Source organism: Tsuneonella rigui (genome assembly GCF_003958625.1).
Taxonomy (GTDB): Bacteria; Pseudomonadota; Alphaproteobacteria; order Sphingomonadales; family Sphingomonadaceae; genus Tsuneonella; species Tsuneonella rigui.
This window is the reverse complement of the sequence record NZ_RSEL01000028.1, coordinates 211,477-224,941: the sequence shown is the minus strand read 5'-3', so window position 1 is coordinate 224,941 and position 13,465 is coordinate 211,477. Positions and strand designations below refer to the sequence as shown.

Sequence of the window (13,465 nt, the reverse complement as noted above, 5' to 3'; positions counted from 1 at the left end):
CTGCGGCATGAATGACGAGCAACTGATCGCCGCCGCGCGCGCGGCCGCTGCGCAATCCTACTCCCCCTATTCGAACTTCCCGGTCGGCGCGGCGCTGCTGTTTGGCGATGGCAGCGTGGTCACTGGCACTAACATCGAGAACGCCAGCTACGGCCTCGGCCTGTGCGCGGAGACGGTCGCGGTGAGCAAGGCAATGGCCGACGGGGTGCGCGGCGGACTGGTGAAGGTCGCCGTGACCGGGCCGGGCGAGGAGCCGATCACGCCATGCGGGCGCTGCCGGCAGGTACTCAACGAGCTTGCTTCGCTCGGCGGCACCGACCCAGAGATCCTCTGCGTCGGACCGAAAGAGACGCACCGCGTGTCCCTGAGCGCGCTGCTTCCCTACGCATTCGGCCCGGCTAGCTTGACGTGATCGATCGCCGGGGCGCAATCGGCGGGCTCGGCGCGCTCGCCGCGGCGGGGCTGGCCGCTAAGGCCGACGCTCGGCCGCGGGTGAAGCCGCCGTTCCTCAACCCCGGCGACACCGTCGGCGTGGTCGCGCCCGCCAGCGCGATCGGATCGGACGACGGCCTTGATCGCGCCGAATGGTGGCTCAGGGGAATGGGCCTGGTGCCCAAGTTCGGGCCGCACGCGGGCGGCAGCTACGGCTACCTCGCGGGCACCGACGAAGACCGCGCTGCCGACATCAACGCGATGTATCACGACCCCGAGGTCAAGGCCGTGTTCGCGGTGCGCGGGGGCTGGGGCGGGGCGCGCATCCTGCCGCTGCTCGACTGGGATGCGATCCGCGCCAACCCCAAGCTGTTCATCGGCTTCAGCGACGTCACCGCCATCCACCTCTCGTTCGCCGCGCGCGCGGGCTACGCCACGATCCACGGCGGCAACGCCACCAGCAGCTGGCCGAAGGAGGAGTGGGAGAGCCTCTGGCGCCTCGCCTTCGCAGGCGAGCGGGTGACCCTCGGCGGCTCGGAGCTGGAATCGGCAGTCGGCCGCCCGGCGCGCTCGATCCACGGCGGCAAGGCGCGCGGACGCCTGCTGGGCGGCAACCTGACGATCATATCGACCCTGATGGGCACGGGCTGGCTGCCCGACTTCAAGGGCGCGGTGCTGTTCGCGGAGGACGTGAACGAGGCCGAGTACCGCATCGACCGGATGTTCGCGCAATTGAAGCTCGCCGGCGTCCTCGACGGCCTCGCCGGCATCGTGTTCGGCCAGTGCACCGAGTGCGCGTCTACCGAGCCCGACTACCGCGGGTTCACCGTCGACCAGGTGATCGATCAGTACCTGACCCCGCTCGGCATCCCCGCATTCACCGGCGCCAACATCGGCCACATCCGCAACCAGCTTTGCCTGCCATCGGGCGCTATAGTCGAGATCGACGGCGACGCGCGCACGCTGCGCCTGCTCGAGCCAATCGTTGGCTAAGCGCTCTTCGAGGCGTCCTCGAACACTTTGCGCTGCGCCGCAAACGCGCGCTGGAACGCCGGCCGCGCGCGGGCGCGGTCGCAGTAGGCGACGAGGTTCGGGAATTCGTCTATCAGCTGGCCTTCGAGGCGCAGCAGCACCTCGACCATCATCAGGTCGCCCGCACTGAAATCGCCGTCGAGCCAGTCCGCCTCGCCCAGCCGCGCCCACAGGTCGCCGAGCCGCGTGCGCAATCGCTCGTCGATGTCCTTGCGCCGCTCGGCGCCCCACGGCTTGTCGCTCTCGAAGTACTCGTTGACCTCATGGTCGACGACCGGCTGCTCGATCGTCCCGACTGCGGCGAACATCCACGTGATCGCCCGAGCCCGCGCATCGGGATCATCGGGCAGCAGCGTGCCGGGGTGCATCTCCGCAATGTGCAGCACGATCGCCCCCGATTCGAACAGGACGAGATCGCCCTCCTCATACGTCGGGATCTGCCCGAACGGCTGCAGCGCCTTGTGCGCCGGCGTCTTGAAGTCCTCCCACGGGACGAGCCGGACATCGTAGTCCTGCCCCGCCTCCTCTAGCGCCCACCGCACCCGCATGTCGCGCGCCAAGCCCTGACCCTTGTCGGGCGAGACGGCGAACGCGGTGATGGTCGGTTTCATGGTCAGTCCTTCGCGGTCTCCAGCCACTCGAGCAGGCTGGCGAGGCAGTCGCGGGCGAGGAGCTTGCAGCGTTCCGGGCTCCAGCCTTGCGCGGCGTCGGGCAGGTCGTCGTTGTCCTTGAACGGCATCTCCAGCGTCATCGCCGTGGCGCCGAAGCGCTCGGCGAGCTGGTTGGTGCTCATCGACAGGTTGGCGGTGCCGGGGGCCGACTTGGCGTAGCCCTTGGCGGTCTGGAAGTCGGGCGTGCGGCGGGCGAGGATCTGCTCGAAGCGATAGAACTTCGCGCCCAGTTCGTCGGTCCACGAGGGGATCCCTTCGTAGCCGGCGAGGAAGTTGGCCGCGATTGCCTCGTCACCATGGACGTCCATCGCGAAGTCGACCCCGGTCGCATCCATCGCGTTGCGGATGGCGAGGACCTCGGGCGACTTCTCGGGGGTCGGCTCGTGCCACTCGCGGTTGAGGTTGGTGCCGACCGCGTTGGTGCGCAGGTGGCCGCGGCGGCTGCCGTCGGGGTTGCAGTTGGGCACTACATGGAAGCTGCACCGCTGCCGCAACGCGCGTGCAAGCGGGTCGGCGGGATCGGTCAGGCACTCGAGCGCGCCTTCCATCCACCATTCGGCCATCGATTCGCCCGGGTGCTGGCGAGCGTAGAGCCAGACCTGCGTCTCGCCCTCGCCCATCTCGAGGCAGTCGATCGCCTGCCCGTCGAGCGTGGTGCCAAGCGAGCGGCACGAAACGCCTTCGCTGGCGGCGGCCTCGGCGACGAGGTCGTGGTGCCGCTCCATCGAATAGGGCGCGAAGTAGGCGAACCAGGCGATGTCGCTCGCCGGGGTGTAGGTGATCGTCAGTGTGCCGCCGTCGGCGTCCTTGTCGTAGGTCGTGTCGGCGCGGCCCCAGTAGTCGCGGTCTTCGGACACGCAGGCGCGGTAGCCGGGCCAGCCCTCGGGATAGGCCGACGTGGCGAGGTCGACGATCTTGAACGTCAGTTCGCGCCCCTTCGCGCCGACGACGCGGAAGTGGAACCACTGGCGGAACTCGCTCATGTGGTCGCGCGGAATACCGAGGCGCGCGGTGGCGCCGTCGATGCTCAGGACTTCGATGTTGCCGCTGTCGAACTGGGCGTCGATGCGGATGGGAGAGACTGTCTGGGGAGCGTTCATCGCGCCCCGGTAGTCGCTCCCGATACGCCTGGGAAGCCGGAGAAAAGCTCGTCCGCCATTTCGTTGGCAAGGCGTTGCGGCGCCGCGCTCTTGGAGCGGTTCTTGGGCGCGGCTTCGGCGCGGCCTTCCCACAAATGCGCGCCCGCGCGGTCGACGATGATCACGCCGAGCGTGCTGTCGAGCACCTCGCCCGCGTGCTTGCCGCCGAACGAGAAGCCGATGCCGAGGCCGAGATTGACCCCGCTCCGGCGGCCGTACCAGCCGCCGCCCGAACCGGCGCCGACGCCCACGCTTACGCCCGAGCCCGACCGGGCCGCTTCACGCTGAACGACCTGCTGGTCGAGCGAGACCTCAGCCACCCGCGGCGCGTCGGCGACGACGGTGAAGCCTTGGCGGGTCAGCGCGGCGGCGACAGCGTCGAGCCACACTTGTGTTTCGATCGCGTTGGCATCGAGCCCGGCAGCGGCGCGCACCGCGATCGGTCCCGGCGCGGCGGCCGCGATCGTCTCGGCGGTGTGGAAGCGCGTGACTTCGACGTCGGTAGCGGCAGCGGCCGGCGCAGCGAGCGACAGCAGGATGGCAGCCGGCAGGATAGCCTTCTTCATGGTGCGAACCCTTTGAAAATCGGAAAGTGAAAATGCCCCAAATAGTTCGGCCGATATACCTCGAGGCGCATGGCCGCGCGATGAACATCGGCGGCGTAGGCGTGAACGGGTTGTTTACCACGTTCGCCGTAGCGTGCCGGCATGTCCGGATCGATCGAACGTCAAGCGCACCCTGTCCTCGTCACCGGCGGGGCCGGTTACATCGGCAGCCATGCCGTGCTCGCCTTGCGCGACGCCGGTTACCCGGTCGCGGTGATCGACAACCTTTCGACCGGGTTCCGCTTCGCGGTGCCCGACGATGTCCCGTTCTTCGAAGGCGACATCGAGAACGCCGAGCTGCTGGCGCAGATCTTCGCAGTGCAGGGCACTCGAGCCGTGATGCACTTCGCCGGCTCGATCGTGGTCCCGGAATCGGTCGAGAACCCGCTCAAGTACTACCACAACAACACCGCCAAGAGCCGGGCTCTGATCGAGGCGGTGGTTGCGGCGGGTGTGCCGCACTTTATCTTCTCGAGCACCGCCGCGACCTACGGCGTGCCTTCGGTCGAGCGAGTGGCGGAAGACTGCCCGCAGGTGCCGATCAACCCCTACGGCTGGTCGAAGCTGATGACCGAGCGGATGCTGGCAGACACCGCCTTCGCGCACGAGCTTAACTACTGCGCGCTGCGTTATTTCAACGTCGCCGGCGCCGACCCCGAAGGCCGCAGCGGCCAGTCGACCGCGGGGGCAACGCACCTGATCAAGGTCGCGGTCGAGGCGGCGCTCGGCAAGCGCGAGCACGTCGCGGTGTTCGGCACCGACTACGACACGCCCGACGGCACCGGCGTGCGCGATTACATCCACGTCTCCGACCTCGCGGCGGCTCACGTGCACGCGCTGGAAGCGCTCATCGCGGAGCCGGAGCGCTCGCTGCAGATGAACTGCGGCTACGGCCGGGGCTTTTCGGTAATGGAGGTGCTCGACGCCGTCGACCGCCTGACCAACCGGCCGATCGAGCGCCGGCTGGAGCCGCGACGCGCGGGCGATCCAGCATGCCTGGTGTCGGACAACGCGCGCATTCTCGATACCCTGCCTTGGCGCCCGCGGCATGACGACCTCGAAACCATTGTGCGTCACGCGATGGCATGGGAAGAACGACTGAGCGCGATCCGCGCCGAAGCGGCAAAGGCTGCCTGACCGCAGCCTGATCCGCGCTTGACGCGAGGCGCTCACCCCACTAGGGGCGCGGCTTGCTTTTTCCGGCATCGGAGCTTGCTTCCGGTGCCGCAATTTTTTCAGGCAGACCCATGAAGATCCGCAACAGCCTCAAGTCCCTCAAGGACCGCCACCGCGACAACCGCGTCATCCGTCGTCGCGGCCGCACTTACGTGATCAACAAGACCAACCGTCGCTTCAAGGCCCGCCAGGGCTGATTCGCGCTGCGGCCCGGCTGGGTCGCGCTGGTCTTTGAAAGCCCCTGCATTCGCGGGGGCTTTTTGCGTGTATTGTGGTCGCGCACAAAAAAGGCCCCCAGCTTCCGCTGAGGGCCTGAAGTGCCACCCTGGGGTCGGAGAGGACTGGGTGGTCGGGAGAAATTACTTGCCGTTGCAGCGCGCGAGGTCTTCGGCCTCGAGCGCCTTGCCGCCGGCAGTGAAGGTCGCCACTTCGCCGACTTCCTTGGCCAGGCGGGCGCAGACGATCGCCGGGCGGCTGGTGCCCTTGGGGGCAGCGCAGTTGGTTTCGGCGCACTTCCACACGAGGCCGCCGGCAACCGCGTTGGTGCTCGCGGCGGGAGCCGACAGCTGGGCGCGGTAATAGGCGCCTTCGGCGGCCTGGGCGGCGGACGGCGAAACGGCGGTGCCGATCGACAGGGTGGTCCAGGCCAGCGCGGCAACGATCGCGAGCGGGCGGGCGGTGTTGGGGAGAGAGAGGGTCATGTCGCATCCTTAGAATTTGCCAAACGAGTTTCGATTCGATACCCGTTGCGAATCGCTACCTAATCGATTCGATTTTAAGTTGCAACCTAAAACTTAAGTTTCGCATGTATGCGCGCGGTTTCCGCGTTACAAGAGCGGCAACGAGAGGATGACCATGGACAAGCACAAGCTGCGCGAGCCCCTGCGTGAACTGAACGCCTGCGGATTGCCCGAGGCGCTCGAGGTGATGGGCGAACGCTGGTCCTTCATGATCCTGCGCGCGAGCTTTAACGGGCTGCACCACTTCGAAGAGTTCCTGACCGAGCTCGGGATCGCGCGGAACATCCTCTCCAACCGTCTCGCCAAGCTTGTCGAGCACGGCATCCTCGACCGGCAGCCGTGCGCCGACGACCGCCGGCGGATCGAATACCGCCTGACCGAGAAGGGTTTCGACCTCCTCCCCGCCATGATCGCGCTGCGCCAATGGGGGCAGAAGTATGCCGGCGAGTTCGTCGAGGACCCGGTGCTGGTCGACGAACTCGACCGCCTGCCGATCGGCCCGACCTCGATCATGTCGCACGATGGGCGCGTGCTCGGCGGCAAGGACTTGCGCTTCGTGGCGCGCGGCGACCTCGGCAAGCGCGAGGACGGCACGTTTGCGACCCCCGCCGACGGTTTCGACCGCGCGCGCGATGACGAGCCCGCGAGCCTGCCGCACATCGCCGCCGTTCGCTGAGCGGATCGCCGAAAACTCCCGACGGGCGCTACATCATCGTACGCGGGCGCCTGTGGCGCGCGAGCAATCCCGATCTGTCCGAAGCTGAGCGGCAGCGCCACGTCGATGCGCTGATGGCTGCCCGGCGCGCGGTGCGCGAGGCCAAGGACGATCCTGAAGCGATGAAGCGCGCCCGCGCCGATGTGCAGGCGGCCAAGGTCGCACTCGGCGAGCGCGGGCCGGTGTGGTGGCGCGATGGCGCGCCCGACTACAATCGCAAGATGGCCAGGAACACGCCGTACGCGGAGTGGGCGGCTGAGCAGGCCTAAACGGCGCTACTTGCGGTCGATGTGATAGCTGATCCTGATCCGCACCCATTCGCCGACCAGTAGCCGGCCGCCCTTTTGCGGGGGCCGCACTTTGAATTGCCAGGTCGAGGCGAGCACTGCGCGCCCCATGCCGGCTCCGTTCGGCCATTCGTCGACCAGCTCGCATTGATCCACCCGGTACTGCGGCTCGGTCTTGCAAGTAATCAGCGCCCAGCCGGGGTCGGCAGTCGAGAGATAGCCGCGCATCTCCTGCTCCGTCGGCTCGCGGTACCAGCGCGCCGCGTAGATCGGCTCGCCGCTCGCGGTGCGGCCGACCACCGTCGAATCGCCGGGTGAGCCGGTGTCCGGCGGCCCGACGGGTCCGCTCATGTCGTCGCGGATCACCGCGCGAATCCGGCTAGGCGGCGCAGGCGGCGGCGCAGGGGCCTTGGTGATCGGGATGACCGCCGCCGGCGGGAGCGGGATGGGCGGGGTGATCTCGCGCGGCATGGGCGTCGGCGGAGGCGGCTTGGCGACCGGCGGCAGCGCCCGCGGCTTCGTCGTTTCCTCGGGCTTGGGCTCGTCCGGCTTGGGTGCCGGCGCGAAGTCCACCGTGGTTAGCGATTCGCTTTGGGGGCGCTTTGCGTCCGGCGCGCCGCCGAGCGTGAGGATCGCCAGCAACAGCCCCGCCTCGATCGCCAGCGCCAGCGTTATTCCCACCATCCGCCGCCGCGCGCCGGGCCAGCGCTGGTCGAACACCGCCAGCAGCGGTTGGAGGCGCGGGTAATTCATGAGTCCTCTGGCGAACGGAAGCGCGGGCGGCGCTGTAGTCGCTCGCGAGAACGAAGGCTACGGCCGCGTCAGGCGCGCGGCGCGGCGCGACGATAGCTGAGCGCCTCGGCGACGTGGATGCGGCCCACTTGTTCGGCGCCCGCCAGGTCGGCGATGGTCCGCGCGACGCGCAACATCCGGGTGTAGCCGCGCGCGGAGAGCCGCATCGCCTGCGCCGCTTGCATCAGCAGCTTTTGACCCGCTTCGTCGGGTTTGGCGAAGCGTTCGAGGGCATCGCCGTCGAGCTCGGCATTGGTGCGCGCGCCGGTGTCCGCGAAGCGCGCGGTCTGGATCGCGCGCGCGGCGGCGACGCGGGCGGCGACTTCCGCGCTGCCCTCGGCGGGCGGCGGCAGCGCGAGGTCGGCGGCGCTGACCGGGTCGACCTCCACATGGAGATCGATGCGGTCGAGCATCGGGCCGGAGACCTTGCTCTGGTAATCGGCCGCGCAGCGCGGAGCGCGGCTGCAGGCGAGCGCCGGATCGCCCAAGTGTCCGCAGCGGCACGGATTCATCGCCGCGACCAGCTGCACCCGCGCGGGGAAGCTGACGTGCGCGTTGGCGCGGGCGACGTCGACTTTGCCGGTCTCGATCGGCTGCCTGAGCGAATCGAGCACCGCGCGCTGGAACTCGGGCAGCTCATCGAGGAACAGCACGCCGAGGTGCGCGAGGCTGACCTCGCCCGGCTTCACCCGTAGGCCGCCGCCGGTAAGCGCGGCCATGCTCGCCGAATGATGTGGCGCGCGGAACGGGCGCTGGCGGCTGATCTTGCCGCCTTCGAGGATGCCCGCGACCGAGGCGACCATGCTGGTCTCCAGCGCCTCGCCCGGGGTGAGCGGCGGGAGGATGCCGGGGAGGCAGCTCGCCATCAACGACTTGCCCGCACCCGGCGGCCCGACCATCAAGAGGTTGTGCCCGCCGGCCGCCGCGATCTCCAGCGCGCGCTTGGCCGTTTCCTGACCTTTGACCTGCTTGAGGTCCGGACCGTAACCGGGTTCCTCGACCTCGCCCGGCGGCGGTTCGGGCAGCCGCTGGGTGCCTTTGAGGTGGTTGAGCAGGCTCACAAGGTCGGGCGCGGCGAGGACGGGAACCCCGCTCGCCCAGCGCGCCTCGCTGCCTTGCGCTGCGGGACAGATCAGGCCCGCTTCCTGCTCGCTGGCGTGGATCGCCGCAAGCAGCACGCCGGGCGAAGGCGCGATGCGGCCGTCCAGTGCCAGTTCGCCGACCGCGATCCAGTCGCCCAGCTGCTCGGCGTCGGTCACGCCCATCGCCGCCAGCAGCGCGAGCGCGATGGGGAGGTCGTAGTGGCTGCCTTCCTTGGGCAGGTCCGCGGGCGACAGGTTGATGGTGATCCGCTTGGGCGGCAGGCTCAGTCCCATCGCGGCGAGCGCGGCGTGGACCCGCTCCTTGCTCTCGCCCACCGCCTTGTCGGGCAGGCCGACGAGATTGAATCGCGGGAGCCCGGGCGCGACCTGGCACTGCACCTCGACGGCGCGCGCCTCCAGCCCGAGATAGGCTACCGTCCTGACGAGTGCGACCACGAAACCCCCTGTAAGCAGGGGCTTGTGGCGAATGCTTGGCGGGCTGTCGAGTGGTCCGGACCGGCATGGTGAACGAAATCGCAAGCATGCTGCTTGGGACTTCGGCAAGGCGCGTGGGCGCAATCGGCATCATGCGCCGCACCTTCATCCTCGCAGCCAGCCTCCTTGCGGGCCTGGCCGTGCCGGCGCACGCGCAGAGTTACGTGGTCAGCGAGACGGTCACGGTCGAGGAGTGGACCGAGGACGGCGCCGAGCGCCTCGTCGCGGCGCATGGGCCGGCGCTAGCGCAGGGCGAGGTGTACGGCCCGTTCCGCGTGATTGACGAATCGCGTGCCGCGATGGTCGACGTCAGCGATGGCGCCACGCCCGCGCAGTTCCAGGCGATGTTGCGCGATCACCCCGGCATCACCACGCTCGAGATGCTCGAGTGCCCCGGCACCGACGACGACACCGCGAACCTCAAGCTCGGCCGAATGATCCGCGCCGCCGGGATCGCCACACACGTGCCGGCGGACGGCTCGGTGCGCTCGGGCGCGGTCGAGCTGTTTCTTGCCGGCGCTACCCGTCGGATCGACGACGGCGCGGAGTTCGCGGTCCACGCCTGGCGCGACAGCGACGGCTTGGGTCCGCGCGACTTCGCCGCCGATTCGCCGGTCAACCGCGCCTATCTCGACTACTACCGCGAGATGGGGGTTGCCGACCCGCGCGGGTTCTACGACATGACCAACGCGACGCCCAACGCCGACGCGCGCTGGATGACGGCGCAGGACATGCGCGCCTGGGTGGGTGAAGCGAAGCCCGCCACACCGGCCATCGCCTACCTTGACTTGGGCCACGCCTTCCCATAGTGGCGCGCGCTTGACGGCGGCCCCGTGTGGTCGCCCTTTGCTTTTAGACATACCGAGGATCCGATGAAGCGGACGTTCCAGCCCAGCAATCTCGTGCGCGCCCGCCGCCACGGTTTCTTCGCCCGCAAGGCGACCCCCGGCGGCCGCAAGGTCCTGCGCGCGCGTCGCGCCCGCGGCCGCAAGAAGCTCTGCGCCTAATCTCTTTGCGAGCGCGCCTCCGCGCGCTCGTCCTCGCTGCTGTTCCCGTCGCTACGCTACGGGGCAGCTGCGGACGGCCGTTCGGCCTTGCGGGCTCCTTCGGGAGCCCGTTTGCTTGCGTATCTAGCAAGCGGTGTATTAGCTCCCTATATCGCCTGACATGACGGTGGAGACCATCCGCAAGCGGGCCGATTTCCTCGCGGCGAATCGCGGGATTCGCGTGGCGCGACCGGGCTTCGTGCTACTGGCGCATCCTAACAGCGGGCGCGGCAAGCGGTTCGGGGTCACGGTTACCAAGAAGATCGGCAACGCAGTCGTCCGCAACCGGATGAAGCGGCGCTTTCGCGAGCTGTTGCGCGTCGCGCTACCGGGCGAGGGGCTCGCCGACCACGATCACATCCTGATCGGCCGCGACGGCGGAGTGGAGCGCGACTTCGCCTTGCTGCGCGACGAGCTGGCGCAGGCGCTCGCCCGCGCCACCGCCGGCAAGGGCGATCCGCCGCGCCGCCGGAAACCCCATGGCCCGCGCAATTGAAGCAGCTCTTCATCCTTGTCGCGCGCGCCTGGCAAGTCGGCCCGAGCCGCATCCTGCCACCATCGTGCCGCTACGCACCTTCATGCTCCGAATACGCCATCGAGGCGCTCACCAAGCACGGGGCATTGAGGGGTGGATGGATGGCCGTGAAGCGTATAATGCGCTGCCACCCTTGGGGCGGGCACGGCTACGACCCGGTGCCCTGACCATGATCATCACCCCATAGACAAACGGGATCGACCTTCTTGAGCAACCAGCGCAACCTGTTCCTCGCCGTCGTGCTGTGCGGCCTGCTGCTGTTCGGCTGGGACGCGGCGATCAACTACATCTATCCCAAGCCGGCCATCCCGGCGAAGGTCGAGGCGACCACCGCTGCCGCTGCAGACGGCGACGCCAAGAAGGTCGTCCGCACGCGAGAAGGCGGGCTGACCGATCCCGCCGCCGAGGCGCTCGAGAAGCGCGACCTCGCGACCGTGCTCAAGAGTCCGCAGCGCGTCGCCATCGCCGCGCCGGAACTGGCCGGCTCGATCGATCTGGTCGGCGCGCGGATCGACGATCTCACGCTCACTACGCACCGCCAGACGGTCGACAAGGATTCGGGCCCCGTTCGCCTGTTCAGCCCGTCCGGCACTCCCGCGCAGCACTTCGCGCAGTTCGGCTGGGTCGGCTCGAACGTGAAGGTGCCCGACAGCACCACCGTGTGGCAGGCCACCGGCGGCCCGCTCTCACCCGGCAAGCCGGTCCAGCTCTCGTGGGACAACGGCCAGGGCCAGCGCTTCGGGATCGAGTTCGCGATCGACGACAAGTACCTGATCACCGCCAAGCAGACCGTCGCCAACCTTGCGCCGGGCGCGATCGTGGTGCGCCCCTTCGCGCTGATCAACCGCACCAGCGCCACCGCCAGCATCGACCAGTGGACGATCCACTCGGGACCGATCGGCTACTTCGGCAGCGGGGTCGATTTCGGCAGCAACTATGCCGATGTCGCGGAAGCCGGCAAGGTGACGCCGGAAGGCGCTGCGCGCTGGATCGGCTTCACCGACATCTACTGGCTGTCGGCGTTGGTCCCGCAATCGAATGCCGAGGTCGACGCCGACTTCCGCTCGCTCGGCCGCGATCTCTACCGCGCCGACGTGATCTACGATCCGCTGACGGTCGCCACCGGACGCCAGATCGCCCGCACCACCCGGCTGTTCGCAGGCGCCAAGGAGATCGACGTTCTCGGCGGCTACACCAGGGCGGGCATTCCCGGGTTAGATAACGCCATCGACTGGGGCTGGTTCGGCGTGGTCGAAAAGCCGATCCACTGGCTGCTCGCGACGCTTTACAGCCTCGTCCACAACTTCGGCGTGGCGATCATCCTGCTCACGCTGATCGTGCGCGGGGCGATGTTCCCGATCGCGCAGAAGCAGTTCGCGAGCATGGCGGCGATGCGCGCGATCCAGCCGAAGATGAAGGCGATCCAGGAGCGCTACAAGGACGACAAGCCGCGCCAGCAGCAGGAAGTCATGGCGCTCTACAAGAGCGAGGGCGTCAACCCGCTCGCGGGCTGCCTGCCGATCCTGCTGCAGATCCCGATCTTCTTCGGGCTGTACAAGGTGCTGATGCTGTCGATCGACATGCGCCACAAGCCGTTCGCGCTGTGGATCCACGACCTGTCGGCGCCCGATCCGGCGCACATCCTCAACCTGTTCGGCCTGCTGCCGTTCACTCCGCCCAGCTTCCTCGCCATCGGCGTGCTGGCGGTGCTGCTCGGCATCACCATGTTCCTGACCTTCCGCCTCAATCCGCAGGCGATGGACCCGATCCAGCAGCAGATGTTCGCGATCATGCCGTGGGTGCTGATGTTCGTCATGGCGCCGTTCGCGGCCGGACTGCTCATCTACTGGATCACCTCGAACATCCTCACGCTGGCGCAGCAGAGCTATCTCTATTCGAAGCACCCGCAACTGAGGGCGCAGGCGGATAAGGACAAGACCGACCGGGATCGCGCCGCCGCGCGCGATGCGAAGGCCAAGGGGTGACGCCCGAGGAAGCCGAGGCGGCCGAGCTTGAGGAGCGCGCGCGCAAGCTGCTTACCGGCAAGGTCGAGTTCCTTCTGTCGGCGCCCAAGCTCGAATTCCTGCCCGACCCGGTCGTGCCGGAGATCGCCTTCGCCGGGCGATCGAACGTCGGCAAAAGTTCGCTGCTCAACGCGCTAACCGGGCGCAAGAGCCTGGCGCGCGCCTCGGTCACGCCGGGCCGGACGCAGGAGCTCAACTTCTTCGACGTGGGCGACCCGCTCGCGATGCGGCTGGTCGATATGCCCGGCTACGGCTTCGCCAAGGCGCCGATCAAGGTGGTCGAGCGCTGGAAGTTCCTCGTGCGTGATTTCCTGCGCGGACGGCTGGTGCTCAAGCGCACGCTGGTGCTGATCGACAGCCGCCACGGGGTAAAGGACGTCGACCGAGAGATGATGAAGCTGCTCGACGAAGCAGCGGTCGGCTATCGCCTGGTGCTGACCAAGACCGACAAGATCAAGGCGAGCGAGCTTGCCGCCGTGCGCACTGCCGCCGAGGCCGAGGCCAGAAAGCGCACCGCGGCCTTCCCGCTGGTCCACGCGACCAGCGCCGAAAAGGGCATGGGAATCGCCGAGCTGCGCGCGGCGATCCTGTCCGACGCCGAGAGCTGAAGCCCGCGCTTCGGTCTACCGCGCCAGCCGAACGCTTCTCTCGTTTCACCGCGTCCAATGCTCCAGCCAACCGGCTGTCGAGCCCG

Annotated in this window: 18 protein-coding genes; 12 read left to right on the top strand and 6 right to left on the bottom strand. The window is 68.4% G+C overall.

Annotation, left to right across the window (positions count from 1 at the left end; all coding sequences use genetic code 11):
* The first annotated feature begins 7 nt into the window (after positions 1-7).
* Together ELY12_RS12650 and ELY12_RS12645 are read left to right on the top strand one after the other, a co-directional pair.
* Complete coding sequence (locus ELY12_RS12650) at positions 8-412, top strand: cytidine deaminase (protein WP_126177059.1); 405 nt, start codon at positions 8-10, stop codon at positions 410-412.
* Positions 409-1,425 (top strand): S66 peptidase family protein, encoded by a 1,017-nt coding sequence (locus ELY12_RS12645; protein WP_126177058.1) that lies wholly within the window; start codon positions 409-411, stop codon positions 1,423-1,425. Before ELY12_RS12650 ends, ELY12_RS12645 begins: the two co-directional genes overlap by 4 nt.
* Here ELY12_RS12645 and ELY12_RS12640 read toward each other — a convergent pair.
* From ELY12_RS12640 to ELY12_RS12630, 3 genes are read right to left on the bottom strand one after another with little or no spacing between them, the layout of a single operon-like run.
* Complete coding sequence (locus tag ELY12_RS12640) at positions 1,422-2,075, bottom strand: glutathione S-transferase family protein (RefSeq protein ID WP_126177057.1); 654 nt, start codon at positions 2,073-2,075, stop codon at positions 1,422-1,424. The genes ELY12_RS12645 and ELY12_RS12640 overlap by 4 nt on opposite strands.
* A 2-nt stretch (positions 2,076-2,077) precedes the next feature.
* Positions 2,078-3,235, bottom strand: a complete 1,158-nt coding sequence (locus ELY12_RS12635; RefSeq protein ID WP_126177056.1) for a M14 family metallopeptidase — start codon at positions 3,233-3,235, stop codon at positions 2,078-2,080.
* A complete protein-coding gene (locus ELY12_RS12630) occupies positions 3,232-3,840 on the bottom strand; it encodes a DUF4136 domain-containing protein (RefSeq protein ID WP_126177055.1) in 609 nt (202 codons plus the stop codon). The genes ELY12_RS12635 and ELY12_RS12630 overlap by 4 nt, the downstream gene beginning before the upstream one ends.
* A 141-nt stretch (positions 3,841-3,981) precedes the next feature.
* Here ELY12_RS12630 and galE point away from each other — a divergent pair, with 141 nt between their 5' ends.
* Both galE and ykgO read left to right on the top strand, forming a co-directional pair.
* A complete protein-coding gene (gene galE, locus ELY12_RS12625) occupies positions 3,982-5,016 on the top strand; it encodes a UDP-glucose 4-epimerase GalE (protein WP_126177054.1) in 1,035 nt (344 codons plus the stop codon).
* Between the two features lie 110 nt (positions 5,017-5,126).
* The gene (gene ykgO / locus ELY12_RS12620) at positions 5,127-5,252 is read left to right on the top strand and encodes a type B 50S ribosomal protein L36 (protein ID WP_003046794.1); all 126 of its coding nucleotides are present in this window, start codon (positions 5,127-5,129) and stop codon (positions 5,250-5,252) included.
* 162 nt (positions 5,253-5,414) lie between these two features.
* Here ykgO and ELY12_RS12615 read toward each other — a convergent pair whose 3' ends face one another.
* A complete protein-coding gene (locus ELY12_RS12615) occupies positions 5,415-5,756 on the bottom strand; it encodes a CC_3452 family protein (protein WP_126177053.1) in 342 nt (113 codons plus the stop codon).
* Between the two features lie 154 nt (positions 5,757-5,910).
* Here ELY12_RS12615 and ELY12_RS12610 point away from each other — a divergent pair, with 154 nt between their 5' ends.
* Both ELY12_RS12610 and ELY12_RS12605 read left to right on the top strand, forming a co-directional pair.
* Entirely contained in the window at positions 5,911-6,471 is a 561-nt protein-coding gene (locus ELY12_RS12610; protein WP_126177052.1) for a winged helix-turn-helix transcriptional regulator, read from the top strand.
* A 113-nt stretch (positions 6,472-6,584) separates the two neighbouring features.
* Complete coding sequence (locus ELY12_RS12605) at positions 6,585-6,779, top strand: hypothetical protein (RefSeq protein ID WP_338142066.1); 195 nt, start codon at positions 6,585-6,587, stop codon at positions 6,777-6,779.
* 6 nt (positions 6,780-6,785) lie between these two features.
* Here ELY12_RS12605 and ELY12_RS12600 read toward each other — a convergent pair whose 3' ends face one another.
* Positions 6,786-7,550, bottom strand: a complete 765-nt coding sequence (locus ELY12_RS12600) for a hypothetical protein (RefSeq protein WP_126177050.1) — start codon at positions 7,548-7,550, stop codon at positions 6,786-6,788.
* 68 nt (positions 7,551-7,618) lie between these two features.
* A complete protein-coding gene (locus ELY12_RS12595; RefSeq protein WP_126177049.1) occupies positions 7,619-9,127 on the bottom strand; it encodes a YifB family Mg chelatase-like AAA ATPase in 1,509 nt (502 codons plus the stop codon).
* A gap of 113 nt (positions 9,128-9,240) precedes the next feature.
* Here ELY12_RS12595 and ELY12_RS12590 point away from each other — a divergent pair, with 113 nt between their 5' ends.
* From ELY12_RS12590 to yihA, 6 genes are all read left to right on the top strand, one after another.
* Entirely contained in the window at positions 9,241-9,975 is a 735-nt protein-coding gene (locus tag ELY12_RS12590) for an alpha/beta hydrolase (protein WP_126177048.1), read from the top strand.
* 63 nt (positions 9,976-10,038) lie between these two features.
* Complete coding sequence (gene rpmH, locus ELY12_RS12585) at positions 10,039-10,173, top strand: 50S ribosomal protein L34 (protein ID WP_057884309.1); 135 nt, start codon at positions 10,039-10,041, stop codon at positions 10,171-10,173.
* Between the two features lie 160 nt (positions 10,174-10,333).
* Complete coding sequence (gene rnpA, locus ELY12_RS12580; RefSeq protein WP_126177047.1) at positions 10,334-10,708, top strand: ribonuclease P protein component; 375 nt, start codon at positions 10,334-10,336, stop codon at positions 10,706-10,708.
* Positions 10,705-10,914, top strand: coding sequence for a membrane protein insertion efficiency factor YidD (gene yidD, locus ELY12_RS12575; RefSeq protein ID WP_126177046.1), 210 nt, complete (start codon positions 10,705-10,707; stop codon positions 10,912-10,914). Before rnpA ends, yidD begins: the two co-directional genes overlap by 4 nt.
* A gap of 39 nt (positions 10,915-10,953) precedes the next feature.
* Complete coding sequence (yidC, locus tag ELY12_RS12570) at positions 10,954-12,732, top strand: membrane protein insertase YidC (RefSeq protein ID WP_126177045.1); 1,779 nt, start codon at positions 10,954-10,956, stop codon at positions 12,730-12,732.
* Positions 12,729-13,379, top strand: coding sequence for a ribosome biogenesis GTP-binding protein YihA/YsxC (gene yihA / locus ELY12_RS12565; RefSeq protein ID WP_126177044.1), 651 nt, complete (start codon positions 12,729-12,731; stop codon positions 13,377-13,379). Before yidC ends, yihA begins: the two co-directional genes overlap by 4 nt.
* The last annotated feature ends 86 nt before the right edge of the window (positions 13,380-13,465 follow it).